This window comes from Comamonas sp. SY3 (genome assembly GCF_041730275.1).
Taxonomy (GTDB): domain Bacteria; phylum Pseudomonadota; class Gammaproteobacteria; order Burkholderiales; family Burkholderiaceae_C; genus Comamonas; species Comamonas sediminis.
On record NZ_JBGTYN010000001.1, the window covers coordinates 314,999 to 340,172 of the forward strand.

Sequence of the window (25,174 nt, forward strand, 5' to 3'; positions counted from 1 at the left end):
GTGCAGCGCTTTAGCGCTGACTGGGGGGCAGCGAAAAATCGCCCTGGATGCGCAGGCAGTCCGCCGTCAGCTCCTGCGGGCGGTTGATGCCCAGCAGCGCCAGGTTGGTCATCAGCTCCTGGCGGAACAGCTGCACGGCGTGGGCAATGCCCGCCTCGCCCGCTACCGCCGCGCCAAACAGCTGCGGCCGGCCGGTAAAGACCAGGTCGGCGCCCAGCGCCATCGCCTTGAGCACATCGCTGCCCCGGCGAAAGCCGCCGTCGATGAACACCGGATAGCCGGCAGGCACGGCCTGCCGAATCTCGGGCAGCGCCTGCAGGGGCGAGATGCAGGCATCGAGCTGGCGCCCGCCATGGGTGGAGACGATGACCGCATCGGCGCCATGGGCCACGGCAAGTCGGGCGTCTTCCGGGTGCATGACGCCCTTGAGCACCAGCTTGCCCTTCCAGGCCGCGCGTATCTGGTCTATGCAGTCCCAGTCGAGCTGATCACGCTCGCCCCGAAAGCCATGGGGCGGGTCGGCGGTGATGGCCGGCCCTGCCTCATGTGCCAGGTTGGCAAAGCGGGGCACGCCCTGGCTCAACACGGTGCGCAAAAACACATCGCAGCTCCAGCGCGGGTGGCGCAGGCCGTCGAGCAACAAGGTCCAGCTGGGGCGAAACGGCACGGTAAAGCGCAGGCGCTGCAGGTTCTCGCGGTTGGCGCCCACGCAGGTGTCGATGGTGACCACCAGCACGGGGATCTGGGCACGTTCCAGGCGCTGCAGCAGCGGCAGGATGCGCGCCATATTGCCCGGCAGGTAGGCCTGGTACCAGCAGCGCTGGCCATGCGCGCTTTGCAGCTGTTCCAAGGGCACGGTCGATGCGCCGCTGATGATGAAGGGCAGCGACTGCGCCTGCGCCACCTTGGCCAGCGCCGCGTCGCAGTCCTTCATCACGATGGCGGCAAAGCCGGTGGGCGCAAAGCCCATCGGCATCGCATAGGTCTGGCCCCACAAGGTGGTGGCCGTGCTGCGCTGGGCCACATGGCGCAGGCCGCGCGGCACAAAGCCCAGGCGCGAGAAGGCCTGCAGGCTTTGCTGCAGCGAGACGCCGTCTTCCGTGCCGCCGCAGACATAGCCGCGCACACAGGCGGGCAAGCGTTTGCGGGCAGCGCGCTCCAGGTCGGCAATCGAGAGGTAGTGGTGCAGCGCGGCCATGTGCGCGGTCTCCGTGGTTATTGTTTTTCCAACCACGCATTGTTGACAGCCGCCCGGCCCGGGGCAAACGAAATTAAATGATCGGGCTATTCCAAAATTTCATGCGGATGGCGGGCTGGCATGCGCCTGTGCCAGCACCCAATCGACAAAATGGCGGATCTTGGGCAAGGCCGCGCAGGGGCTGGCATGGGCCACGTAGTAGGCGCCGTCGCTGGGCTGCACAAAGGGCCAGGGCTGCACCAGGCGGCCCTGGGCCAGCGCCTGCTCGGCAAACATGCGCGGCATGATGGCCAGGCCAATGCCCTCTTGTGCGGCCTGCAGGCACATCGAGAAGGTGTCAAAACGCGGGCCCCGGTAGGCATCGGCCGGCACAAAGCCCTGGCAGGCAAACCAGTCGCGCCAGATCTCGGGCCGAAACGAGCACTGGACCATGGGCAACTGTTCCAGCTCAGCGAGCGAGGCCAGGCCCTGGGCAGGCAAGATGTCCGGCGCACAAACCACCGCCACATCGGCCTCGAACAGGCGGTGGCAGTCAGCGCCCGGCAGGCTGCCTTCGCCATAGAACAGCGAGATGTCGATGCGCGACTGCATCAGGTCAAAAGGCCGGGCATCGCCCTTGGTGACGACCTGGATGTGCGGGTAGGCCTGCAGAAACAACCGCAGGCGCGGCACCAGCCAAGTGATGCCAAAGGTGGGCTGCACGGCAATCGTCAGCGTTTCGTCCGCCTCGCCATAGCCCATCACATAGCGGGCCGAGGCATCGACCTGGTTCAGGATGCTGCGCACCTCGCCCAGGTACATGCGCCCGGCCGGGGTGAGCGACAGCCCGCGCGCCGAGCGGTGGAACAGCGCCTGGCAGACGGTGGCTTCCAGCTGCGCAATCTGCTTGCTGATGGCGCTCTGGGTCAAGAACAAATCCTGGGCCGCCAGGGTAAAGCTCATGTGGCGCGCCACGGCCTCAAAGCACTGCAGCGCCATCATCGACGGCATGATGCGTTTTTGCATGTCAGGCGCCCCCCTTGCGCGCCCGCTGCAGCGTCAGCTGCTGGTCCAGAATGCCGCCCAGGTGCTGCAGCAGCACGCGGGCCTGCGCCTCGGGACGGCGCTGGCTGACCAGGATCAGCGGCGCCACCAGGCCGGGCGCACCGCTCAGCCGCCGGTAGGCCAGCCCATCGCTGCGCAGGTGCTGCAGGGAGGCCGGCACAATGCTCAGGCCCAGGCCGGCGGCTACCAGGCTCAACGTGGCAGTCAGGCGCGGGGCCTCTTGCACCACCTGCGGATGAAAGCCCGCGCCCACGCAGGCAGCGACGATGCCATCGTGCAGGCCCGGGCCCGCTGGCCGCCGGTACAGCACCAGCGGTTGGCCCCGCAGCTGCGCCAGCGGCAAGGGGCGGCGCGACTGCATCAGTGCATGGCCCAGCGGCCCGGCCACGACCATCGGCTCGCTCAGCAGATGCCGGCTGCTGAGGCTGGGCTGCGCCTCCCAGGCCGAGCGCACCAGTGCCGCATGCAGGCGTTGCGCCAGCAGGCCGTCCAGCAGCTCGCCCGATCCCGCCTCTTCCAATGTGACCTTCACGCGCGGCCACTGCGCCCTGAAAGCCCGCAGCACCTGTGCCACCAAGGGGTGCAACGCCGCCGAGCTGGTAAAGCCAATGGCCACATGGCCACGCCCGCCCTGGGCGGCATCCTGCACCAGGCCGGCCATGGCCTCCACCCTGGCCAGCACCATGCGCGCCTCCTGCACCAGCGCCAGACCGGCGGCGGTGGGCCGCATGCCTCTGGGCAGCCGCTCCATCAACGGCGTGCCCATCTCGGCCTCCAGTTGCTGCAACAGGCGCGTCAGCGGTGGCTGCTGCATACCCAGTTGCTGGGCAGCGCGGGTCAGGTTGCCACACTCGGCAATGCAGACCAGGGCCCGCAGCTGTCTCAACTCCATCAAGCAATACCTCAAAAGTATGGTTGTGGTTTTTATAGCGTATTTGTCAGCATGGGTAAAGCGCACTACAGTGCCGGGCAAGACAGAAGGAGAACCCCATGACCTGGTCCGCCCAGCAGTACAGCCAGTTTGAAGCCGAACGCACCCGCCCCGTGCGTGATCTGGTAGCCGCCATTCCGAACACCGAGGTGCAGACTGCCATCGACCTGGGCTGCGGCCCTGGCAACTCCACCGAAGTGCTGCAAGCGCGCTACCCCGATGCGGCAGTGACGGGGCTGGACAATGACGAAGACATGCTGCGCGCTGCACGCGAGCGCCTGCCGCAGACGCCGTTTGCGCTGGCCGATATTGGTAACTGGCAGGCCGCACCGGCCGTGGATGTGATTCTGGCCAATGCCAGCCTGCAGTGGCTGCCCGACCATGCCCGCCTCTACCCACAGCTGCTGCAGCAACTGCGCGCCGGCGGCAGCCTGGCGGTGCAGACACCCGACAACCTGCAAGAGCCCGCCCATGTGTTGGCGCGGGAGGTGGCCGCGCAAGGCCCCTGGGCTTCGCGCATCGGCGCGGTGCGCCATCCGGACCGGCACAGCCTTGACTGGTACTACGCGCTGCTGCAGCCGCTGTGCAGCCGGGTCGATGCCTGGCGCACCACCTATATGCACCCACTGGCCAACCACGAGGCGGTGGTCGAATGGTTCAAAGGCTCGGCGCTGCGGCCGTTCTTGGCGCAGCTCGATGCACAGGAGAAGACGCAGTACCTGGCCGACTACCTGGCCGCCATCCGCCAGGCCTACCCGGCGCTGCCCAGCGGCACGGTGCTGCTGCCCTTCCCCCGGATCTTTATCGTCGCCACCCGCTAGGGATCCTCTGCACAACTCCCTGCCGTGGTCTGAACGCGGTCTCGGGCGATCCGCTGCGTTGTCTTCCTTGTCAATAGCTACGGCTATTCACTGCAAAAGACGCCTTGCGTCTCCTCCCGATCCGCGTCCATCCGATTGGGCGAGGGTCATGCAGAGGACCCCTATCCACGCCTTGGCCATCAAGCCTTGGGCAGTTGCGGCGGTGTAACCAGGTCTTCCAGGCTCAGGCCTTTCTCGCGCAGCAGCGCTTCGAGCAGGGGCTTGAGTTGGCCCAGCTTCTCGTCCACTGCCTCACGCACGGTGTCCACCACCACCTGGGTACTGCGCTCGATCTCGATGTTCAGGCGGTCACCGGCGCGCTTGTCGCCAAACACGGTCATGCGCAGCGTCTCGGGGATGAGCCAGACCTCGAACCAGCCTTCCTGGCGGTTGACCTCGGCAACGGTCAGGCTGGCGCCATTGATGGCGATATAGCCCTTGGCGAATACATAGCGGCGAAAGGCCTCGGGCACTGCGACCCGCATCACATGGTTGTTGTCGAACTGGCGCACCTGCACCAAGGTGCCGGTAAAGTCCACATGGCCCGACAGCGGGTGGCCGCCAATCTCGGCGCCATCCTTGGCCGCGCGCTCCACATTCACTGGCGAGCCGAGTTCCAGCCCGCCCAGGGTGGTGATGTTCAGGCTCTGCTGCATCACATCAAAGCGCGCGTGCGTGGGGTCCAGCAGCTCGGTCACCGTCAGGCATACGCCGTCGTGCGACACACTGGCCCCTATCGCCAGGTCATCGCAAAAGCCATCGGGAAAGGCCACGGTAAAGCTCCGCAGCCCCGGTTGGTCGTCAATCGCGCTGATGCGCGCCACTGCCTGAATAATGCCGGTAAACACAGCCCACTCCTTACAGCGCCGGCCCGCTTTGGCCAGCTGCCCAGTCAAAAAATAAAACCCGCCCGCCGCCCCTGGATTGGATGGCTCTGAGCGGGCTGGATGCTATTGAGCGGCGAGGGATCAGGACCCTGCCACCTTCATGCGGTTGATCAGGATACTGCCCAGGGTCTTGGAGCCGGCGTTGTAGGCATCGGCGCCCACGGCCTCGATGCCCTTGAACATGTCCTTGAGGTTGCCGGCAATGGTGATCTCTTCGACCGGAAAGGCGATCTGGCCGTTTTCCACCCAGAAACCACTGGCGCCGCGCGAATAATCGCCGGTGACCGGGTTCACGCCCTGGCCCATCAGCTCGATGACGAACAGACCCGTGCCCAGCTTTTGCAGCATGGCGTTGAGGTCGTCCGAAGGGCGGGTCTTGGTCGAGTAGAAATGCAGGTTGTGGGCGCCGCCGGCATTGCCGGTGGTGCGCATGCTCAGCTTGCGGGCCGAATAGGTGGACAGGAAATAGCCGGCCACCTTGCCGTCCTCGATCACCGAACGCTTGGACACGCGCACGCCTTCGTCGTCATAAGGCGCACTGCCCTTGCCGCCGATGATGAAGGGGTCTTCGACCAGCTGGATGTGCTTGGGGAAGACCTTCTTGCCCAGCGAATGCAGCAAAAAGGAGCTGCGGCGGTAGAGCGCGCCGCCGCTGATGGCCTGCACCAGCGAGCCCACCAGGCCGGCGGCAAGCGGGGCATCGAACAGCACCGGGCATTCGGTCGTGGCAATCTTGCGGGCGCCCAGGCGCGAGAGTGCGCGCTCGGCAGCATACCGGCCTACCACGGCAGGATCGGCCAGGTCGCTGGCGCGGCGCATGCTGCTGTACCAGGCATCGCGCTGCATGTCGGCGCCCTTGCCGGCAATCGGTGCCACCGACAGGCTGTGGCGCGAGCTGGCATAACCGCCGGCAAAACCGTTGGTGTGGGCGCTGTAGAAATGGCTTTGCTGGGCCGACACACCGGCGCCTTCGCTGTTGGTGATGCGCTTGTCGGTGGCAAAGGCCGCCGCCTCGCACTGCAGGGCCAATTGGGCCGCCGCTTCGCTGTCAATGGCCCAAGGATGGAATAGCTCCAGTTCGCGGTGCTCGGCTGCTGGCACAATATCGGCTGCGTCGGGCAGACCTGCGATAGGGTCCTCGGCGGTGAAGCGTGCAATGTCATAGGCCGCCTGCACGGTGCGCTGCACTGCTTCGGCAGAGAAGTCGGACGTGCTGGCATTGCCACGGCGCTTGCCCAGATACACCGTCACTCCCAGTGATTTGTCCCGGTTGCGCTCCACCGTCTCCAGCTCGCCTTTGCGCACACTCACCGACAGACCGGAGCCTTCGGAGGCATCGGCCCCGGCATCGGTCGCACCGAGTTTTTTGGCATGCGAGAGCGCCTGCTCGACGAGATCTTTGAAAAATGCGCGGCTGTAACTGAAGCCGGACTCGGCCTTGGCATCGCCTTGGCTGTTGGAGCTGGATACGGATTTATTCATACTGCCCGCTATGATACTGATAACCGCCATCGCCCAGGCACTGCGCCGGGCGATGGCCTTTTGAACAAAAGCATTTAACCATGTCACGCAAACCCAAAAAAGGCTATTTCGTTCGCGGCAAGTTCGTGGCCGAAGGCAGCGAGCTCGATATCGAACTCAAGGCCGAGCTCAAAGGCACCACCGAGTCGAGCAAGTCCGACCTGAAAAAGGAAATGGATGACCTGCAAGACCTGGGCAAAGAGCTGCTGACCTTGCGCAGCGACCTCTTCAAGCGCCTGGAATTGCCTGAAATCCTGGCCAACGCGCTGGCCGAGGCCAAGCGCATCACCAATTTCGAAGGCAAGCGCCGCCAGATGCAGTACATCGGCAAGCTGATGCGCAAGCTCGAAGACAGCGAAATCGCCGCGATCAAGGCAGCCCTGTCCGAGCAAAAGGAAGGCTCCAGCCTGGAAAAGGCCCTGCTGCATGCCGCCGAGCAGTGGCGCGACCGCATGATCGTCAGCGACGATGCGGTGGCCCAGTGGATCAACGAAGCCCCCGATACCGACATCCAGCAACTGCGCTCCCTGGTGCGCCAGGCCCGCAAGGACATGCCAGGCGCCCACGAAGCCCATGTGCAGGAATCCACCGGCCAGGCGCCCCGCAAGGGCCGTGCCTACCGCGAGCTGTTCCAGCTGGTGCGTGACCATGTGATGGCCGCCCACAGCGCCAGCCGCAGCAGCAGCGATACGGCTGCAGACGGCGAAGACGACGATGACCAGGCCTGATGGCAGCGCAACAGGGCAAGCGATGAGCAGCACCTACGACACCGTCAAGATAGGCCTCGTTTCGATCAGCGACCGCGCCAGCACCGGCGTCTATGAAGACAAGGGCCTGCCTGCCTTGCAGGACTGGCTGGGCCGCGCGCTGCGCAACCCGCTGCAGTACGAGACCCGGCTGATTGCCGACGACGAGGCACTGATCAGCCAGACCCTCATCGAGCTGGTGGACCTTGGCTGCGCGCTGGTGCTGACCACCGGCGGCACGGGCCCTGCACCGCGCGATGTGACGCCCGAAGCAACTCTGGCCATCGCAGATAAGGTAATGCCCGGCTTTGGCGAACAGATGCGCCAGATCAGTCTGCAGTTTGTACCGACCGCGATTCTGTCGCGCCAGGTGGCCGTCATCCGGGGCAGCAGCCTGGTCATCAACCTGCCCGGCCAGCCCAAGGCGATTGCCCAGACCCTGGAAGGCCTGAAGGACGCCGAAGGCCAGCAGCAGGTGCCGGGCATCTTTGCCGCCGTGCCGTACTGTGTGGACCTGATTGGCGGCCCCTATCTGCAAACCGACGAAGCCGTTTGCAAGGCATTTCGCCCCAAGGGCGCCGAGCGGCCCAGCGCGGGCTAGGCGTTCCACACCGCTGATAACCGCCCAGAGCGCGAAATGTGTACACAGTTTCGCGCTCTTTGCATTGCGGGCAGCCAATGTCCCAGCGCGTTTTGGCGGCGCGGGCCGTTGGCACAGGCAGCGGCAATTTTTGGTTAAATGCCTGCTTGCCGCCTTGCCTCTGCCATTTTTGTAGGGCGGTGGTTCTTCATTTCGGCGCCCTCGCCCCACCCGCTTCTTCCTCCATCCAAGCAATAGGCCCGCAGGGCCTAGCAGCGCTTGGTGATCGCGGCCCGGGCAGCGCGCCCAGCGCCCCATGCAAAAGTCACCCGTTACGCTCACCCTGCTGTTTGCCCTGTGCACCATGATTGGTCCGCTGGGCATCGATACCTACCTGCCTTCCTTCCATGCCATCGGGCAGGAGTTTGGCGCCTCACCCATTGCAGTTCAGCAAACCCTGAGCGTCTACGTGTTTGCGATGGCCAGCACCATGCTGTTCTACGGCACGCTCAGCGATACCTTCGGCCGCCGCCGCGTGTTGATGGTCTCGGCCATCGGCTACGGCATCACCTCGCTGGCAGCGGCCTTTGCCGGCTCGATTGAATCGCTGGTGCTGATGCGCCTGGTGCAGGGCCTGTGCGCCGGCTCGGGCATGGTCATCGTGCGCGCGATGGTGCAAGACCAGCACCAGGGTGCCGAGGCGCAGCGCATGATGGCGCTGGTGATGATGGTGTTTGGCCTGGCCCCTGCGCTGGCGCCCGTGCTGGGCGGCTGGCTGCAAAGCCATGGCGGCTGGCGCTACAGCTTCTATTTCCTGTCGGGCTTTGGCGTCTTGCTGGCGCTGCTGATCTGGCGCCAGTTGCCCGAAACCCTGCCGCCCGAGCGCCGCACGCCGCTGAAGCTGCGCATCATTGCCGGCAACTACCTGCAGGCACTGCGCAACCGCAAGTTCCGCACCATGCTGATCGGCCTGGCGCTGATGGCCGGTGCCAACTCGATCTACATCAGCTCAGCCGCCGAGTTTGTGATGACCATCCTCGGCATGGACGAAACCGCGCTGGGCTGGCTGTTCATCCCATTGATTGCCGGCACCATGCTGGGCTCGGCCATCTCCAGCGTGTTTGCCCGCCGCATTCCGCCCGCCGTGCAAAAGCGCATCGGCTACGCCTGCCTGCTGGTCGCCTGCGCCTGCAACCTGCTCTACAACAGCCTGACCCAGCAACCCACCGTCCCCTGGGCCGTCCTGCCGATCACGCTCTACACCTTTGGCATCTCGCAGCTGATGCCCATCCTGACGCTGGAAGCCATGGGCCAGTTCCCCCAGATGCGCGGCCTGGCTTCTTCTTTGCAGGGCTTTAGCCAGATGATGGTCTTCACCATCATCTCCGGCCTCGTGGCGCCGCAGCTCTTCCACAGTGGCCTGCTGCTGGCGCTGGGCCTGGCGGTGACGGTGCTGCTGGGGATGGCGGTGTTCGCCTGGGCATCGCGCATGCCGGATGCACGGGGGGTGGGACAGGTGGCTTGAGTCCGTCCTCAGGGATCAAAAGCTTGCGCTATCACCTCTGCGGATAGGGGTACACGTCATGGGCCAGGCTGATACCCAGCTCGGCCAGCTCTACAAGCAAATCGGGCGGCAACACGATGGCGTAGTTGCGCGCGCTGAAGCTACTGACCTGCAACACCAAGCGCCCACCTTGACCCTGCAACAGAAGCAGAAAGTTCTTGTGCGGACGCAGCAGTTCAAGCACTGCAGAAAGTGCATCCTCAGCAGCATCGTCGGAGGACATATATTCGCCTCGGCTGAATGGGTCCGCACTCCAGTAACTTTCAGCATGAATGCCACCAAGAAGACGCCCCTTGGGCGTTTTGCGGGGTTGCCCCGCCATGCAGAAATGCATCGGCTCCAGCCCCAGTGTTTTGGTGACTATCTGCGGGTCAATGCCTGGATGCCAAATTCGAAAATACAGCCTGAAGGAATAAAGTTGCATCGGATGCCAATCATCGAAATCAATAAGCAATCTAGCCGAATTTGCGATGCATCGGAAGTGCGCTGAAGCACTGCACCATACCTGCGCTTGCAAAAACCGCCAGGGCACCCCAAGGCACCACTGGCGGTCAACTACCTATCCAAGACCATAGCACTAGATCAAACCTGCCCCTCGCGCTTGCGGCGCCAGGCCAGCAGCCCCAGGCCGCCCGACAGCAGCGCGAGTGCTGCATGGCCCAAGGTAGGCACGGGGGTGGCGGTAGCGCCAGGGGTGCCAGGTGTGCCGGGGTCCTCCGCCAGCACGGCCACACCGCCCGGATCGCGGATGACGCCGTTGGCCTGCAGATCGTCATCGCCGGTCTGGCCGTCGGTCAGGGTCAGGACCACCTTGTTGCCGCTGATGCTGGCATTCGGATAGACATACCAGTGGGGCTGGTTGTTGTCGGCGGTCTTGCCGTACTTGTAGTACTTGGCGTTGGCGGGCAAGGCCTGCGGGTAGGTCATCTCCACCGTGGCGCTCTGCCCTGCCTGGCCGCCGGTCAGCTGCAGGCTGACGACGCCAAACGGAAAGCTCACGCCGCTGGGCGCCGCTGCTGCAGGGCTCACGGCCACCGCTTGCCCGGCATCGAAGGCCCAGAGACCGGTGCCGCCGCCGCGCACGGTGGCTTGCATCTCGCCTTGCTTGCCGACAGGCGCCAAGGATGCGCTGGCGGGCTTGGCTTCAAAGTCAAAGCGTAGCTGGCATTGCGCGGAGATCGTGCCGGTGGTGTAGGCCGTTTGATCGGCATTCCATTGGCCTGCCGGGCAGCTGCTGTCTGCAGCCAGGCCCACCAGCTGGTAGCCGGGTTGGGGCACGACCGCGCAGGTGCTGGTCTGGCCGGGCACCGCGCTGCTGCAGCTCACCTGGCCGGCTGCCGGTGCATTGGGGGTGCCTACCACGCCGTCGCTGCCGTCGCCCACCACCAGGGTCACCGGTTGGCCCATGATCACGTAGCTATAGGTGGCATCCATCTGGTGGCGGTAGCCGGGCATGACGATGGCGGTGCCGGCACTGCTGAAGCTGAGCGCCCCATTGCTACCGGGTACCGCGGTCGCAGTGCCGCCCAGGTAGACCAGCTCCGTGGCAACGGCATCGCGCTGTGCGCGCAGCTGGGTGGTCAGGGTCACACCCAGGCTCAGTGGCACATTCAAAGCCAGCGCAGCAGTTTGCGGCTTGGCTGCGATCTCGACCGGGAAGTTGCTGGCCAGGTAGGCATCGTTGGTGGTGATGCCATGGGTTCCCCAGCTGTAGTACTTGTAGAAGGTGGCCGGGTCGTTCACCGTCCAGGGCCAGAAGGTCACGCCACGGTGCTTGGCCGCTTCCATCGTGCTTTGGCGAATGGCGCCGTAGCTGGGATTGAAGGTGGAGGAGTTGGCCTGTGTGGCCTCCAGCACATTGCGCACGCTGGCGGGCACATCGGCGCTGTCGGCAATGCTGTTGAGGAAGCCCCCCGTCAGCTCGGGCATCTGCTCGCCGCTGCGCTTGAGTTGGTCGGCAATGAAGGAGATGGCCACAGACTGGTCCGCCACGCCCTCTTCGGCCATTTCCTTCTTGAGCTGGGCAATGATACGCGGGTTGCTGCTCTTGAGCTCGATCACATGGGTGATGGGATCGTTCTTGAACGCCTGGAAGTACTCACGCATCGTGGGCACCTGGTAGCCCTTGGTCTTGCTGGCAAGGGCCTTGACCTGTGCCAGGGTCATGCTCTCGATGGTGCCCGTGCCATTGGTGGTGCGGTCCACGGTGTCGTCATGCATGATGACCAGGTGGTCGTCGGTGGTGATGTAGATGTCGTTCTCCACGGCATCGGCTCCCACCGCCACCGCCGCCTTGGCGCTCTCCAGCGTGTTCTCGTCCTCGCGGCTGGGCATGCCTCGGTGGCCGATCACCAGCGGCTTGCGCAGCAAGGTGTTGGCAGGCAGCTTGCGCAGCACCTCGGCATAGGCCGCGCTGTTGGCAGAGACGACGCCATTGACACCGCTGACCAGCACCTTCGCCGCTTGCTCAGGCGTTGCAGCCTCGGCATTGGTCCACACCGTGATCAGCAGGCGCTGCAGATGGGCTACGAATGCGCGGTCGGTCAGGCGCTCGGGCAGGATGGCGATCTTGGCGCCTGCCCGGTTGGTATCGCCCACAATGGTCAGCAGATCGGCCTTGGACGTGGTCAGATTGCGCTCGCTGAAATCCACCGCAGTGCGCAGCTTGGGCAACGCGGCACGGGCTTGCTTGAGCAGCGCCACATCGCTGGACAACAAGGTCAGGTCGGCCAGATTGTGCACCTGGTCGGAGAAGGTCACCAACGCGTTCAAGGTGGCCTCGTCCTGGATGCGCAGCAGCGGGATGGTATTGCGCTTGGGCTGGGCAAAGTAGGCGGCGAGCGTGCCCACGTCGGCCCCGCTGGCATCGCGCAGATGCAGGCTGCTGTCCAGCGTCCACAGTGCATTGCTGGCGCCGCTGCCGTCCAGCGATTGCAGGCCTTCTGCGGCCTGCACGAGGGTAGGTGCCATTGCAGCAGGGCTGCCAGCGTCCTGCACCACCACGGGCATGTCCAACTCGGGCAGCGGCGTGATCTGCTCGGTCACCTTGATGCTCTTGACGCGCATGATCAGGCCTGCGGTCTGCATGCCGATCCCGCCCTTGGCCAGGTCTGCGCTCAGCAGGGCATCGTGCAACAGCACGCCATCGAGGTATTGGCGCACGCGCTTGCCATGCACCACCACGCTGGCGACGTAGGTCTTGGTGGCACTGATGGCCTCGGTATAGGGCTTGGTGCCCTGCACCGACCAGCCACCACCACTGCGGTACGCAAACTCCGTGCCGTTGTTGGCAGTGGCGGTCTGGCGGATCGCGAACTGGTAGTAGGGCTCATGCGCCGGCGTCGCGCTGGACGGCGACGTGCGGTACATCACGCTGCCCCAACGGGCCGAGTTGTTCGGCTGCTCGAAGCTGAACGCCATGTCCACACGGTAGTTGGAGAGGTTCTCGAACTCCGCAGGCAGCAGCACGGCAGTCATCGCAGTGCTGTCCGCCTTGCCATTGATCAGCAGATTGCCGGTGCTGGCCTCGATGGAGGCCGTGCCCTTGTTCCATGCAGCGGTGCGCCAGCCCGCAGGCAGGGTGGTCGCAGCCGTGTCGTTGAAGACATGCTCGACGTAGACCTGGCCCTGGGGATCGGCAGCAGCCAGCTTGGCTTCCAGCGCCTGCCGTGCGGGGGTATGGGTGGCCTGGTCGGCCGCTCGCGTAGTGTGTGTCGTGAGGATCAGCAAAGAGGCCATGGCGGCCACAAGGGGTAAGCGTCGCATAGGGTTCCCAAAAGAAAGGCGGAAGTGTTGCAACTGCAGGTGACAGCCTGATGAAAAAACGTGACTTCCCCTCTGCATCTGAGCGTGTCTCCTGGGCCGAAATCTCTGTTTATTATTTGGAATTTGTTTTTATTTATCTATTTATTAAATGCGCTTCGGCGCCACGGGCTCGGTAACGTGGGTGACAGACGCCGTGTGCTTGGGCGGTTTGCCCGCTGTCGCCTGGCAGCATCTGCTCTTAGCATGGGCTTTGCTGAACCCAGGCAAGCCACATAACAAAGGAGTCAACATGCCCCAGCCCTTTTCCCAGCACCGCCGCGTACATGCTTTCAGCGCCTGCGCGCTGGCTTGCAGCGCCATTGCCGGCGTTGCCCATGCACAGGCACCCGCCCCCGTGCGCCTGGGTTTTCTGACCGATATGTCCAGCCAGTATTCGGACGGCGATGGCAAGGGCGGCGTGACCGCCATCCAGATGGCCATCGAGGACTTTGGCGGCAAGCTGCTGGGCCGGCCGATCGAGCTGCTGTCAGCCGACCACCAGAACAAGGCCGATATCGCCTCGACCAAGTCGCGCGAATGGGTCGACACCCAGGATGTGCAGCTGCTGATTGCCGGCACCAACACCGCGACAGCGCTGGCCATGGGCCAGGTGGCCAATGAGAAAAAACGCGTGCTGCTGATCAACGGCGCCTACTCCTCGAACCTGACGGGCAGCCAGTGCTCGCCGTACTGGGTGCACTACAACAGCGACACCACGGCGATTGCGCGCGGCACGGGCCGGGCGGTGTCCGAGCAAGGCGCCAAGACCTGGGCGCTGCTGGTGGCCGATTACACCTTTGGCCACACCTTGGAGGCCGATGTGACCCAGGTGGTGCAGGCCCAGGGCGGCCAGATCGTCAAATCGGTGCGTGCGCCTTTCCATGCGAATGATTTTTCGTCCTACCTCGTGCAGGTGCAGGCCAGCAAGGCCGAGATCCTGGGCCTGGCCAATGCGGGTGGCGACTTCATGAACTCGCTCAAGGCCGCGCGGGAGTTTGGCGTCACGCCCAAGATGAAGCCGGTGGCGCTGATGGTGTTCGCCAACGAGGTCGAGAGCCTGGGCCTCAAGCTCGCCGGTGGCCTGATGTTCACCGACAGCTGGTACTGGGACCGCTCGCCCGAAGCCCGTGCCTGGACCGACCGCTACTACGCCCGCACCAAGAAGATGCCCACCTCGCTGCAGGCCTCCGACTACTCCTCGGCGATGAGCTACTTCAAGGCCGTGGAAAAGGCGCAGAGCCTGGATGCCGACAAGGTGATGCAGACCCTCAAATCGATGCCGCTGAACGACATGTTCGGCAAGGGCAAGATCGAGCCCAACGGCCGCTATGTGCACGACATGTACCTGCTGCAGGTCAAGACGCCCGAAGAGTCCAAGGGCAAGCATGACGCGTTCAAGCTGATCAAGGCCTTGCCGGGCGATACGCTGTTTGCCAGCAAGCAAGAGGCCCAGTGCCCAATCTGGAAGTGAGCCTCTGAACCGAGGAGGCAGCCCGCAGCCGGGCTGCGCCAATCCTTGGCAAGGTCTGAGGGATAAGGGTTAGCCCTATATTGCAGGGCTATCCCGCCTTTGCCAGGGCCTGGGGCGCATGCACGGCGCCCAAGCTGGCAGGACTCTTGCTTGCCCTTTCCCCATGACCCGATACCGCCTCTCCGCCAGCGCAGGCTTTGCGCGCGTGACCCAACTGACCTCCGGCAAATTCCGCTGGGCACTCAAGACCGGCTCCTCCGGCCATTCCTGGCTGGAGGATGGCATCGCGATGGCGGTCGGCATCTTGCTAATCTCCACCGCCTTGGTGCTGTACAAAAGCGCGGGGCTGCTGACGGGCGGCATTGCCGGTATTGCGCTGCTGGGGCACTACGCCACCGGCACGGATCTGGGCCTGCTGTTCTTCTGCCTGAACCTGCCCTTCTACTGGCTGGCGGCCAAGCGCATGGGCACCGCTTTCGTAGTCAAGACCTTTATCGCGGTGGTGGCCACGTCCTGGCTCACCGGGCTGCTGCCGGCGCTGCTGTCCATCGCTTATGTGTCCCAGCCACTGGCGGCCATTCTCGGCGGTGTGCTGCTCGGCACGGGCTTTTTGATTCTTTTCCGCCACCGCGTCAGCCTGGGCGGCTTCGGCATTCTGGCACTCTACCTGCAGGAGCGCCGAGGCTGGTCGGCTGGCAAGGTGCAGATGGGGCTGGACTGCACCATTGTGGCCTTTGCGCTGTGGCTGGTGCCGGCCGTGTCGGTCGCCTGGTCGATAGCCGGGGCGGTGATCCTGAACCTGATCGTGGCGATGAACCACCGCAAGGACCGCTATATCGCGGTCTGACCCCGTGGTCGAAAAGCCTTAGTCAAACCCGCGCATCTGCGCCCAGTCGCCAAAGGGCGCGCGGTCGGCACGCAGGCTGTTGATCGGCGCAAACGGGTCTTCGTACCCCAGCGCAATACCATAGGCCACCTTGTAAGGCTCAGGGGCCTTGAGCACCCGCTCCACGGTGTCACCATAGCGGCGCCAGTAGCCCTGGGCACAGGTGGCCAGGCCGCGCTCGGTGGCCAGCAGCATCAGGGACTGCAGGTAAATGCCCAGGTCCACCCACTGCGCATAGCCCATGCGCTCGTCGGCAAACACCAGCAGACCCACCGGCGCACCAAAGAAACGGCCATTCTTGGCCAGCTGCTCCAGGCGCGCGGCCTTGTCCTCGCGCGGAATGTCGATGGTCTTGTACAGGTCCTCGCCATTCTTGAAGCGGCGCGTGCGGTACGGCTCCCAGAGATTGGGCGGGTAGGTGTAGTTGTTGCCGCCCTCGGGCAGCGGCTGCGCATCCGCGATCGCATCGGTCAGCTCCTGCAAGGCATGGCCCGCCAGCGCCACCACCCGCCAGGGCTGCAGATTACCGCCCGATGCCGCCTGCGCCGCGTCGGCAATCAGGCTGTGGACTGCCTGGGCAGACGGTGCTTTGGGCAAAAAGGCGCGCACGGAGCGGCGCTCTTTCATGGCTTGCGTAACGTTCATGGCAAAGGGCTTTCTGGCGTGGAACGGGGCTGACACATTGCAGCCCGAAGTTTAGTGCAGCGCAGCAAACATCGCTGACACCGACGCGCCAATGCGGCCGCCGGGTGGCGGCCGCATTGTGCGTCAAGCGCTGCCTGCCCTTACCTGGCCGTGGTGTCGCTGGCGATCGGGATGTAGAAATCACCCCCTGCCCGGTTGAACTCCTCGGCCTTCGCCTGCATGCCCAACGCAATGCCCTGCTCCTCGGCCACGCCCTGGTGCTTGGCGAACTCGCGCACCTCCTGCGTGATCTTCATCGAGCAGAACTTGGGACCGCACATGGAGCAGAAATGCGCCACCTTGGCACTGTCCTTGGGCAGGGTTTCGTCATGGAAGGCGCGGGCCGTGTCCGGGTCCAGCCCCAGGTTGAACTGGTCCTCCCAGCGGAAATCGAAACGCGCCTGGCTCAATGCATCGTCACGCGCGCGCGCTCCGGGGTGGCCCTTGGCCACATCGGCCGCATGCGCGGCAATCTTGTAGGCAATGATGCCTTGCTTGACGTCATCGCGGTCGGGCAGGCCCAGATGCTCCTTCGGCGTCACATAGCAGAGCATGGCGGTGCCAAACCAGCCGATCATGGCCGCACCAATGGCACTGGCGATATGGTCGTAGCCCGGCGCGATGTCGATGGTCAGCGGGCCCAGGGTGTAGAACGGCGCCTCGTGGCAGTGCTTGAGCTGCTCGGTCATGTTCGCCTGGATCATGTGCATCGGCACATGGCCCGGGCCTTCGATCATGGTCTGCACATCGTGCTTCCAGGCCAGCTGGGTCAGCTCGCCCAGCGTCGCCAGCTCGGCAAACTGCGCTTCGTCATTGGCGTCCGAGGCGCAGCCCGGGCGCAGGCCATCGCCCAGCGAAAAGCTCACGTCGTACTGCTTCATGATGTCGCAGATGTCTTCGAAATGCTCGTAGAGAAAGCTCTCGCGGTGGTGGGCCATGCACCACTTGGCCATGATGGAGCCGCCGCGCGAGACAATGCCGGTGCGGCGCTGGGCCGTCAGGTGGATATAGGCCAGGCGCACGCCGGCATGGATCGTGAAATAGTCCACGCCCTGCTCGGCCTGCTCCACCAGCGTGTCGCGGAAGATCTCCCAGGTCAGGTCCTCGGCAATGCCGCCCACCTTCTCCAGCGCCTGGTAGATCGGCACGGTGCCAATCGGCACTGGCGAATTGCGCACGATCCAGTCGCGCGTGGTGTGGATGTTCTTGCCGGTAGACAGGTCCATCACATTGTCGGCCCCCCAGCGGATGGCCCAGACCAGTTTCTCGACCTCTTCCTCGATGCTGGAGGTCACCGCCGAGTTGCCGATGTTGGCATTGATCTTGACCTTGAAGTTGCGGCCAATGGCCATCGGCTCGATCTCGGGGTGGTTGATGTTGGCCGGGATGATGGCCCGGCCCCGCGCCACCTCGTCGCGCACAAACTCCGGCGTGATGATCTTGGGGATCGCCGCGCCCAGGCTGTTGCCCGCCAGGCGGGCTTCGCGCGCGGCATCGCGCTGGTACTCGGCCATCCATTCGCGGCGGCCGTTCTCGCGCAGCGCGACGTATTCCATCTCGGGGGTGATGATGCCCTTGCGTGCATAGTGCATCTGGGTCACGTTGGCGCCGCTCTTGGCGCGGCGCGGCTGGCGCTGCAGTGCGGCGGCCTCGGCACGCAGTTGGGCCACGCGCAGGTCTTCTTCGCCGCGCTTGCCGCCATCGTCGAGGGCCACACGCGGGCGCCCCACGTAGTATTCGCTGTCAGCGCGCGCGGCAATCCATTCGGCGCGCAGCGCGGGCAGGCCCTGGCGCACATCGATGGCCACGGCCGGGTCGGTATAGGGGCCGGAGGTGTCGTAGACGCTGACCTGCTCGCCGTTGGTCAGTGCAATATCGCGCACCGGCACCTGCAGCTGCGGGTGGATGGCACCGGGCAGGTAGGATTTGGTCGACGCAGGAAAAGGCTGGCGCGATCGGGCCAGCAGTTCGCTAAAGCGGGCGGCATCGGGGGCATCACCGGTGGCGGGGATGAACAGGGACTCAGGGGCGTTCATGGCAGTCTCCTCAAAGCGGTTGATTTCATCGAACGCTCCGGGACGTGCCGGCCCTGCTCTGTTGCAACACGCCAGGCATGGCTGCCTGGCCGCAACACGCCCATCGACTGCACCCCGGCCCGGCCGTACTGTGCGTTGCGCCAGGGCCGCTGTGGGGTGGCCATGGCGGCACCTGTTGCGCGCTGACAGGTGCCGTCCCCAAAAAAGACAAAACCCCAGTGCGCGAGGCGCCTGGGGTGTGCGTGGCGGAGGGCTGCAAGCGCGTGCCATGCAACGCTGCCTGCCTTCCACCGCTGTGCTTTCAGGGTCCCGCTCTTCTTCCGCCGGCATGAACCGGATCAAGTTCGTCGGGTTCGCTAATCAGCAGTCTTGCAACTGCCTTTCGCATCTCAGCGCTTTCGCACACCCCGGAGCTGCGAGCAGTATAGCCGGTTCGTGCCGCGCCTGCAGAGGCGTTTTTGCCGCGCTCTGGTGCTTACCCCAGTAGGCGCGCGCGAAGCAGCCTGCAACCATCGGGGCGCAGCCGCCCACCGGTGCGCCGCACCTGGCCGTCACGCTGTACGCATGTCCATTTGAACAAGGAGACCTCCCGATGCAAGTTCCTGCAATGCCCTCTTTGCGTTCTGCCCGGCCGCACCGGCGACGAGCGATTGCGGCCGCTGCCGCTGGCTGCGTGCTGGCCCTGCTTAGCCAAGGCGCGCTGGCGCAAGACAAGGTGCGGATCGGCTTCATCACCGACATGTCCAGCGTCTACGCCGATGTCGATGGCAAGGGCGGGGCCCTGGCCTTGCAGATGGCGATTGACGACTTTGGCGGCAAGCTGCTGGGCAAGCCGGTGGAGCTGATGGTGGCCGACCACCAGAACAAGGCCGACCTGGCCGCATCGAAGGCCCGCGAATGGTTCGACCAGCGCGATATGCAGATGCTGGTGGGCGGAACCACCTCCATCACCGGCCTGGCGATGGCCAAGGTGGCCGAGGAGAAAAAGCGCCTCATCATCGTGAACGGCTCGGGCACCTCGGCGCTGACCAACGACCAGTGCAGCCCCTACACCGTGCACTACGCCTACGACACCGTGGCACTGGCCAAGGGCACGGGCGGCGCGATTGTGGGCCTGGGCGACAAGGACTGGTTCTTCCTGACGGCCGACTACGCCTTTGGCCATGCGCTGGAGGCCGATACCACCAAGGTCATCAAGGCCGCCGGCGGCCGCGTGGTGGGCGCCGTGCGCCACCCGATCAATGCCTCGGATTTCTCATCCTTCCTGCTGCAGGCGCAGAACTCCAAGGCGCAGATTCTGGCCATGGCCAACGCTGGCGGCGACACCATCAACACCATCAAGGCTGCGCGCGAGTTTGGTGTCACCAAGACCATGAAGCTGGCTGGCCTGCTGCTGTTCAGCTCGGACATCCACAGCCTGGGGCTCAAGCAGACTGAAGGCCTGATGTTCACCGACAGCTGGCATTGGGATTTGAATCCCGAGAGCCGCAAGTTCTCGGACCGCTTCTTCGAGAAATTCAAGAAGATGCCGACCTCGCTGCAGGCGGCCGATTACTCGGCGATGATGACTTACCTGAAGACAGCGGACCGCATCAAGTCGACCGATTCGGACAAGGTGGTGGCTGCGCTGAAGGCCGAGCCCCTGTCTGACTTCTACGCCAAGGGCGTTGTCCGCCCCGATGGCCGCTATGCGCATGAGATGTACCTGATGCAGGTGAAGACCCCGGCCGAATCCAAAGGCGCCTGGGATTATTTTAAGGTGCTCAAGACGCTCAGCCCCGATGAGGTCTGGACCACCAAGGCCGAAAGCACCTGCAAGCTCTGGAAGTAAATCTTCCCGCCCCTGCCCAAAAACAAAGGCCTGCGCAATGCAGGCCTTTGACTTGGGCGGGTCTGCGACCCTCCGCTATTTCTTCTTGCGGTCCATGAAGGCGATCAACTCGCCCATGATGCCGCGGCGGAATGCCAGCACACAGATCACAAAAATCAGGCCGGTCACGATCGTCACCGACTCACCCAAGGTGTTGAACCATTCGACGCCCGTCAAGCGCGACAGCCAGGTGCCGATATCGCCGATTTTGTTCTCCAGCGCGACGATCACCGCCGAGCCGACGATCGGGCCGGACAGCAGGCCCAGGCCGCCCACCAAGGTCATCAGGATGACCTGGCCGGATGCCGTCCAGTGCACGTCCGTCAACGTGGCGAAGCCCAGCACCACCGTCTTGAGCGAGCCCGCCAGGCCAGCCAGCGCGGCCGAGATGACAAAGGCCAGCAGCTTGAAGCGGTTGACGTCGTAGCCCAGCGAGATGGCACGTGGCTCGTTCTCTTTCAGGGCCTTGAGCACCTGGCCGAAAGGCGAATGCACCGTGCGCATGATCAGCAGGAAGGCCAGCACCACGATGACCAGCGCCACGTAGTACATCGTCCAGTCGCTCTCCAGGCTCAGCAGGCCAAACAGCTTGCCGCGCGGTACCGCCTGCAGGCCGTCCTCACCCCCGGTAAAGGGCATTTGCAGGCAGGCGAAGAACAGCATCTGTGCGAGCGCCAACGTGATCATCGAGAAATAAATCCCCTGGCGGCGAATGGCCAGCCAGCCGAACACCACGCCCAGCAATGCGCCGAACACCACACCGAACAAAATGCCCAGCTCCGGCGTCAGGTGCCAGACCTTGATCGCATGGCCGGTGACATAGGCCGCGCCACCAAAGAAGGCGGCATGGCCAAAGGACAGCAGACCGGTGTAGCCCAGCAGCAGATTGAAGGCGCAGGCAAACAGTGCAAAGCACATCAGCTTCATCACGAACACCGGGTAGGCCCCCATGAACGGCGCCGCAATCAGGCCGAGCAGCAGCAAGCCGTATCCCAGTTTGGCAAACTTCTTGGAATTCATCCCCTCACCTCACTTCGCTTTGCCAAACAGGCCAGCCGGGCGTACCAGCAGCACGATGACCATGATCACAAACACGACGGTGGCCGAGGCCTCCGGGTAGAAGACCTTGGTCAGCCCTTCGATCACGCCCAGTGCCAGACCGGTGATGATGGCGCCCATGATGGAGCCCATGCCACCGATCACGACCACCGCGAACACAGTGATGATCAGGTTCTGTCCCATCAGCGGCGTGACCTGGTAGACCGGAGCGGCCAGCACGCCGGCAAAGGCGGCCAGGCCCACGCCAAAGGCATAGGTCAGCATGATCATCAGCGGCACGTTGACACCGAAGGCCTCGACCAGACGGGGGTTCTCGGTGCCGGCGCGCAGGTAGGCACCCAGGCGGGTTTTCTCGATCACGAACCAGGTGGCAAAGCAGACGACCAGCGAGGCCGCGACGACCCACATGCGGTAGTTGGGCAGCAGCATCACGCCGACGTTGGTGGCGCCTTCGAGCAGCTCTGGCGTGTCGTAACCCAGGCCGGAGACGCCATAGATCGAGCGGAACACACCTTCGATCAGCAACGACAGGCCCAGGGTCAGCAGCAGGCCGTAGAGGTGGTCGAGCTTGTAGATATGGCGCAGCAGGAAGCGCTCTATCAGCACCCCGATGATGCCCACCAGAATCGGTGACAGCAGCAGCATCACCCAGTAGTTGATCTGGAAGTAGGAGGCCGCCATCCAGGTGAACATGGCCCCCAGCATGAACAAAGCGCCGTGGGCGAAATTGATCACGTTGAGCAGGCCGAAGATCACGGCCAATCCCAGACTGAGAATGGCATAGAACGAGCCATTGACCAGACCCAGCAGCAGCTGGCTCATCAAGGCCGGTAATGAGATACCAAAGATTTCCATGAAAGGCTCACGAGTCGGTGAATGAACACAACACGCCTGGCGCCGTGCCAATGCTGCTTTTGGCACCCGGCCCATCAGCGATGGACGGGTGCCGCAGCAGGCGGCAAGGACGCAGGTTACGTGTGAGCGGTGCTTACTTCCAGAGCGCGCACTTGGATTCGGCCTTGGTCGTCCAGACCTGGTCTGCAGGCAAGGTGGACAGGACCTTCAGGTAATCCCAGGGCTTCTTGGATTCGGCGGGCGACTTGGCTTCGACCAGGTACATGTCGTGCGCGTAGCGGCCATCGGGACGGATGACACCCTTGCCGTAGAAATCGTTCAGTGGCGTGCTCTTGAGGTACGCCATGACCTTGTCGGCATCGGTGGTCTTGACGGCTTCCACGGCCTTCAGGTAGTTCATCGTGGCCGAGTAGTCCGCCGCATGCAGATCGGTCGGCATGCGCTTGGTCTTGGCAAAGAACTTGTCGGCGAACTTGCGTGTCTCGTCGTTCAGGTCCCAGTACCAGCTGGTGGTGTGCAGCAGGCCTTCGGTGTTCTTCAGGCCCATGCTGTGGATGTCGGACAGGAAGACCAGCAAGCCAGCGGTCTTCATGCTCTTGTTGATGCCGAATTCACGTGCAGCCTTGATGGCATTGATGGTGTCGCCGCCGGCATTGGCCAGACCCAGGATCTGGGCCTTGGAGCTTTGCGCCTGCAGCAGGAAGGACGAGAAATCGGAAGCGTTGAGCGGATGGCGCACCGAGCCGACGACCTGTCCGCCCTTGGCCTTGATGACGGCCGAGGTATCTGCCTCCAGCGAGTGGCCGAATGCGTAGTCTGCCGTCAGGAAGAACCAGGACTTGCCACCACGGTCCACCACGGCGCCGCCGGTGCCCTTGGCCAGGGCCACGGTGTCATAGGCGTAGTGCACGGTGTAGGGGCTGCATTGCTCATTGGTCAGCGCCGACGAGCCCGCGCCGCTGTTGAAGTAGACGCGCTTTTTCTCCTGGGCCACCTTCGCAGCGGCCAGCGCCGTGCCGGAGTTGGTGCCGCCAAACAGCATCGTCACGCCGGCGGTGTCGATCCACTCGCGCGCCTTGGAGGCGGCAATGTCGGCCTTGTTCTGGTGGTCGGCCGAGACCATCTCGATAGGCTGACCCAGCACCTTGCCACCGAAGTCGTCGATGGCCATCTGGATGGCGACAGCGCCGTTCTTGCCTTCCACGTCGGCGTAGAGGCTGGACATGTCCGTGATGAAGCCGATCTTCACCTTTTCCTGTGCCTGGGCAGCGCCTGCGGACAGGGCGACCAAACATGCCACTTGGGCAATGGCTTTGAGCTTTGCTTTCATCTTGTCTCCTAAAAAATATCTGTTCTCAATTCATGGCGGCAGTCTGCGCTGTGCCAGCGTTGCAAAAAGTGGGAGGCTAGACCCCCAGCAAGGTGTTGAGCAAAGGCATCTTGCCTTCGAGCTCGTCGGCACTGAACTGCTCGACGATCTGGCCGTGTTCCATCACATAGAGGCGATCGGCCAGCGGCGCAGCAAAGCGGAAGTTCTGTTCGACCATCACCACGGTGTAGCCCTTGGTACGCAGGCTCACGATCATGCGGGCCAGCGCCTGCACGATGACCGGTGCCAGGCCCTCGGAGATTTCATCGAGCAGCAGCAGCTTGGCGCCGGTGCGCAGGATGCGGGCCACCGCCAGCATCTGCTGCTCGCCGCCCGACAGGCGCGTGCCCTGGCTGTGGCGGCGCTCGGCCAGGTTGGGGAACATCTCGTAGATCTCTTCGACCGACATGCCGGCCGAGCCGGTTTTCAGGTCCGGCGGCAGCATCAGGTTTTCTTCGCAGGAGAGGCTGGCAAAGATGCCGCGCTCTTCCGGGCAGTAACCCAGGCCCAGATGCGCAATCTTGTGCGTAGGCATCTGGATGGTCTCGACGCCATGGATCTTGATCGAGCCCTTGCGCGACCCCGTCAGGCCCATGACGGCACGCATCGTCGAGGTGCGGCCTGCGCCATTGCGGCCCAGCAGGGTCACCACCTCGCCCGGCATCACGCGCATGTTCACGCCATGCAGCACATGCGATTCGCCATACCAGGCGTGCAGATCGCTGATCTCCAGGGCTGGCACTCCATTGTTCTCGTTCATGTCAGTGCGCTCCCTGCAGCTGGCCGTCGGTGGTTCCCATATACGCTTCCATCACTTGGGGGTTCTGCGACACCGTCTGGTAGTCGCCCTCGGCCAGGATGGCTCCGCGCTGCAGCACCGTGATGCGGTCCGCAATCGTCGAGATGACCTTCATGTTGTGTTCGACCATCAAGATGGTGCGGCCGGCCGACACCTTCTTGATCAGCTGGGTGACGCGCTCGACGTCCTCATGGCCCATGCCCTGGGTGGGCTCGTCAAGCAGCATCAGCTCGGGCTCCATCGCCAACGTGGTCGCGATCTCCAGCGCACGCTTTTGGCCGTAGGGCAGGTTCAGGGTGATCTCGTCGGCCAGGTGGGCCAGGCCCACTTCTTCGAGCAAGGCCACCGCGCGGCCGTTGAGCTTGTCCAGCGTGCGCTCGCTGCTCCAGAAGTGGAAGGACGTGCCCAGCTTGCGCTGCAAGGCGATGCGCACGTTCTCCATCAGGCTCAGGTGCGGGAACACTGCCGAGATCTGGAACGAACGGATCACCCCACGGCGGGCAATCTGCGCCGGCTCCTCGCTGGTGATGTCGGTGCCGTTGAAATGGATGATGCCCTTGGTGGGCGTCAGGAACTTGGTCAGCAGGTTGAAGCATGTCGTCTTGCCGGCACCATTGGGGCCGATCAGCGCATGGATCGAGCCCCGCTGCACCGACAGATTGACATTGCTGACTGCTGTGAATCCCCGAAACTCCTTGGTGAGATCTCGGGTTTGAAGAATGACATCACTCATGGGCACCGCACCGCTTCGCTGGAAAAAAGCGCGGCGCCTATTCCGGGTTGGAAATGCACGCCGCTTCGATGCTGCCAATACTAGGAAAGAATACTGCGATGCAACACTGGGGAAAGCCTGTAGGTGAGGCTGCGTACGCGTTAACCCGTGGGCTTTATGCGCTCACTTTTTGATAGTCGCCTGAGGGACAAGCGGCCGTCTTTTTGTCATCAGAATCAAAGACGGACGACAATGCAGACGCCCTGCCCTCAGCCATCGATAGGGACTGTGCATCCTC

At 63.9% G+C, this 25,174-nt stretch carries 21 protein-coding genes and 1 riboswitch; of the genes, 7 read left to right on the forward strand and 14 right to left on the reverse strand.

Annotation, left to right across the window (positions count from 1 at the left end; all coding sequences use genetic code 11):
* Positions 1 to 10: 10 nt before the first annotated feature.
* The 3 genes from ACCQ08_RS01350 to ACCQ08_RS01360 form a co-directional block, all read right to left on the reverse strand.
* Positions 11 to 1,198: an alpha-hydroxy acid oxidase gene (locus ACCQ08_RS01350; protein WP_373448637.1), complete on the reverse strand. Its 1,188-nt coding sequence runs from the start codon at positions 1,196 to 1,198 to the stop codon at positions 11 to 13.
* Between the two features lie 99 nt (positions 1,199 to 1,297).
* Positions 1,298 to 2,203 (reverse strand): LysR substrate-binding domain-containing protein, encoded by a 906-nt coding sequence (locus ACCQ08_RS01355; protein WP_373448638.1) that lies wholly within the window; start codon positions 2,201 to 2,203, stop codon positions 1,298 to 1,300.
* Position 2,204: 1 nt separating this feature from the next.
* A complete protein-coding gene (locus ACCQ08_RS01360) occupies positions 2,205 to 3,134 on the reverse strand; it encodes a LysR family transcriptional regulator (protein WP_373448639.1) in 930 nt (309 codons plus the stop codon).
* A 98-nt stretch (positions 3,135 to 3,232) separates the two neighbouring features.
* Here ACCQ08_RS01360 and tam point away from each other — a divergent pair, with 98 nt between their 5' ends.
* Complete coding sequence (gene tam / locus ACCQ08_RS01365; protein WP_373448640.1) at positions 3,233 to 3,994, forward strand: trans-aconitate 2-methyltransferase; 762 nt, start codon at positions 3,233 to 3,235, stop codon at positions 3,992 to 3,994.
* A 179-nt stretch (positions 3,995 to 4,173) separates the two neighbouring features.
* Here the strand turns inward: tam and ACCQ08_RS01370 are convergent, their stop codons facing one another.
* Positions 4,174 to 4,881: a riboflavin synthase subunit alpha gene (locus tag ACCQ08_RS01370; protein WP_373448641.1), complete on the reverse strand. Its 708-nt coding sequence runs from the start codon at positions 4,879 to 4,881 to the stop codon at positions 4,174 to 4,176.
* Positions 4,882 to 5,001: 120 nt separating this feature from the next.
* The gene (gene pmbA / locus ACCQ08_RS01375; protein ID WP_312409815.1) at positions 5,002 to 6,402 is read right to left on the reverse strand and encodes a metalloprotease PmbA; all 1,401 of its coding nucleotides are present in this window, start codon (positions 6,400 to 6,402) and stop codon (positions 5,002 to 5,004) included.
* An 80-nt stretch (positions 6,403 to 6,482) separates the two neighbouring features.
* Between pmbA and yjgA the strand changes: the two genes are divergently transcribed.
* The 3 genes from yjgA (at position 6,483) to ACCQ08_RS01390 (ending at position 9,292) form a co-directional block, all read left to right on the forward strand.
* Entirely contained in the window at positions 6,483 to 7,169 is a 687-nt protein-coding gene (yjgA, locus tag ACCQ08_RS01380) for a ribosome biogenesis factor YjgA (RefSeq protein WP_373448642.1), read from the forward strand.
* A gap of 22 nt (positions 7,170 to 7,191) precedes the next feature.
* The gene (mog, locus tag ACCQ08_RS01385) at positions 7,192 to 7,788 is read left to right on the forward strand and encodes a molybdopterin adenylyltransferase (protein ID WP_373448643.1); all 597 of its coding nucleotides are present in this window, start codon (positions 7,192 to 7,194) and stop codon (positions 7,786 to 7,788) included.
* A 295-nt stretch (positions 7,789 to 8,083) separates the two neighbouring features.
* Positions 8,084 to 9,292: a multidrug effflux MFS transporter gene (locus ACCQ08_RS01390; RefSeq protein ID WP_239811310.1), complete on the forward strand. Its 1,209-nt coding sequence runs from the start codon at positions 8,084 to 8,086 to the stop codon at positions 9,290 to 9,292.
* A gap of 31 nt (positions 9,293 to 9,323) precedes the next feature.
* On the opposite strand, the gene ACCQ08_RS01395 is transcribed toward ACCQ08_RS01390, so the two are convergent.
* A complete protein-coding gene (locus ACCQ08_RS01395; protein ID WP_373448644.1) occupies positions 9,324 to 9,755 on the reverse strand; it encodes a DUF4279 domain-containing protein in 432 nt (143 codons plus the stop codon).
* Between the two features lie 158 nt (positions 9,756 to 9,913).
* Positions 9,914 to 13,069, reverse strand: coding sequence for an IPTL-CTERM sorting domain-containing protein (locus tag ACCQ08_RS01400; RefSeq protein ID WP_373448645.1), 3,156 nt, complete (start codon positions 13,067 to 13,069; stop codon positions 9,914 to 9,916).
* A gap of 316 nt (positions 13,070 to 13,385) precedes the next feature.
* On the opposite strand from ACCQ08_RS01400, the gene ACCQ08_RS01405 reads away from it, so the two are divergent.
* Positions 13,386 to 14,606: an ABC transporter substrate-binding protein gene (locus ACCQ08_RS01405; RefSeq protein WP_373448646.1), complete on the forward strand. Its 1,221-nt coding sequence runs from the start codon at positions 13,386 to 13,388 to the stop codon at positions 14,604 to 14,606.
* A gap of 163 nt (positions 14,607 to 14,769) precedes the next feature.
* On the forward strand, positions 14,770 to 15,453 hold the full coding sequence (locus tag ACCQ08_RS01410; RefSeq protein ID WP_312409836.1) for a YitT family protein: 684 nt from the start codon (positions 14,770 to 14,772) through the stop codon (positions 15,451 to 15,453).
* Between the two features lie 18 nt (positions 15,454 to 15,471).
* Here the strand turns inward: ACCQ08_RS01410 and ACCQ08_RS01415 are convergent, their stop codons facing one another.
* Positions 15,472 to 16,137 (reverse strand): nitroreductase, encoded by a 666-nt coding sequence (locus ACCQ08_RS01415; RefSeq protein WP_312458826.1) that lies wholly within the window; start codon positions 16,135 to 16,137, stop codon positions 15,472 to 15,474.
* 140 nt (positions 16,138 to 16,277) lie between these two features.
* Positions 16,278 to 18,212, reverse strand: coding sequence for a phosphomethylpyrimidine synthase ThiC (gene thiC / locus ACCQ08_RS01420; protein ID WP_373448647.1), 1,935 nt, complete (start codon positions 18,210 to 18,212; stop codon positions 16,278 to 16,280).
* A gap of 298 nt (positions 18,213 to 18,510) precedes the next feature.
* Positions 18,511 to 18,632, reverse strand: a riboswitch (TPP riboswitch).
* 187 nt (positions 18,633 to 18,819) lie between these two features.
* Between thiC and ACCQ08_RS01425 the strand changes: the two genes are divergently transcribed.
* The gene (locus tag ACCQ08_RS01425) at positions 18,820 to 20,043 is read left to right on the forward strand and encodes an ABC transporter substrate-binding protein (RefSeq protein ID WP_373448829.1); all 1,224 of its coding nucleotides are present in this window, start codon (positions 18,820 to 18,822) and stop codon (positions 20,041 to 20,043) included.
* 75 nt (positions 20,044 to 20,118) lie between these two features.
* On the opposite strand, the gene ACCQ08_RS01430 is transcribed toward ACCQ08_RS01425, so the two are convergent.
* From ACCQ08_RS01430 to ACCQ08_RS01450, 5 genes are all read right to left on the reverse strand, one after another.
* Positions 20,119 to 21,102, reverse strand: coding sequence for a branched-chain amino acid ABC transporter permease (locus ACCQ08_RS01430; protein ID WP_312409845.1), 984 nt, complete (start codon positions 21,100 to 21,102; stop codon positions 20,119 to 20,121).
* 9 nt (positions 21,103 to 21,111) lie between these two features.
* Positions 21,112 to 21,996, reverse strand: a complete 885-nt coding sequence (locus ACCQ08_RS01435) for a branched-chain amino acid ABC transporter permease (protein WP_239811301.1) — start codon at positions 21,994 to 21,996, stop codon at positions 21,112 to 21,114.
* Positions 21,997 to 22,129: 133 nt separating this feature from the next.
* Positions 22,130 to 23,326: an ABC transporter substrate-binding protein gene (locus ACCQ08_RS01440; protein ID WP_373448648.1), complete on the reverse strand. Its 1,197-nt coding sequence runs from the start codon at positions 23,324 to 23,326 to the stop codon at positions 22,130 to 22,132.
* 76 nt (positions 23,327 to 23,402) lie between these two features.
* Entirely contained in the window at positions 23,403 to 24,125 is a 723-nt protein-coding gene (locus ACCQ08_RS01445; RefSeq protein ID WP_312458841.1) for an ABC transporter ATP-binding protein, read from the reverse strand.
* Between the two features lies 1 nt (position 24,126).
* A complete protein-coding gene (locus ACCQ08_RS01450) occupies positions 24,127 to 24,897 on the reverse strand; it encodes an ABC transporter ATP-binding protein (RefSeq protein WP_021028573.1) in 771 nt (256 codons plus the stop codon).
* Between the last annotated feature and the right edge of the window lie 277 nt (positions 24,898 to 25,174).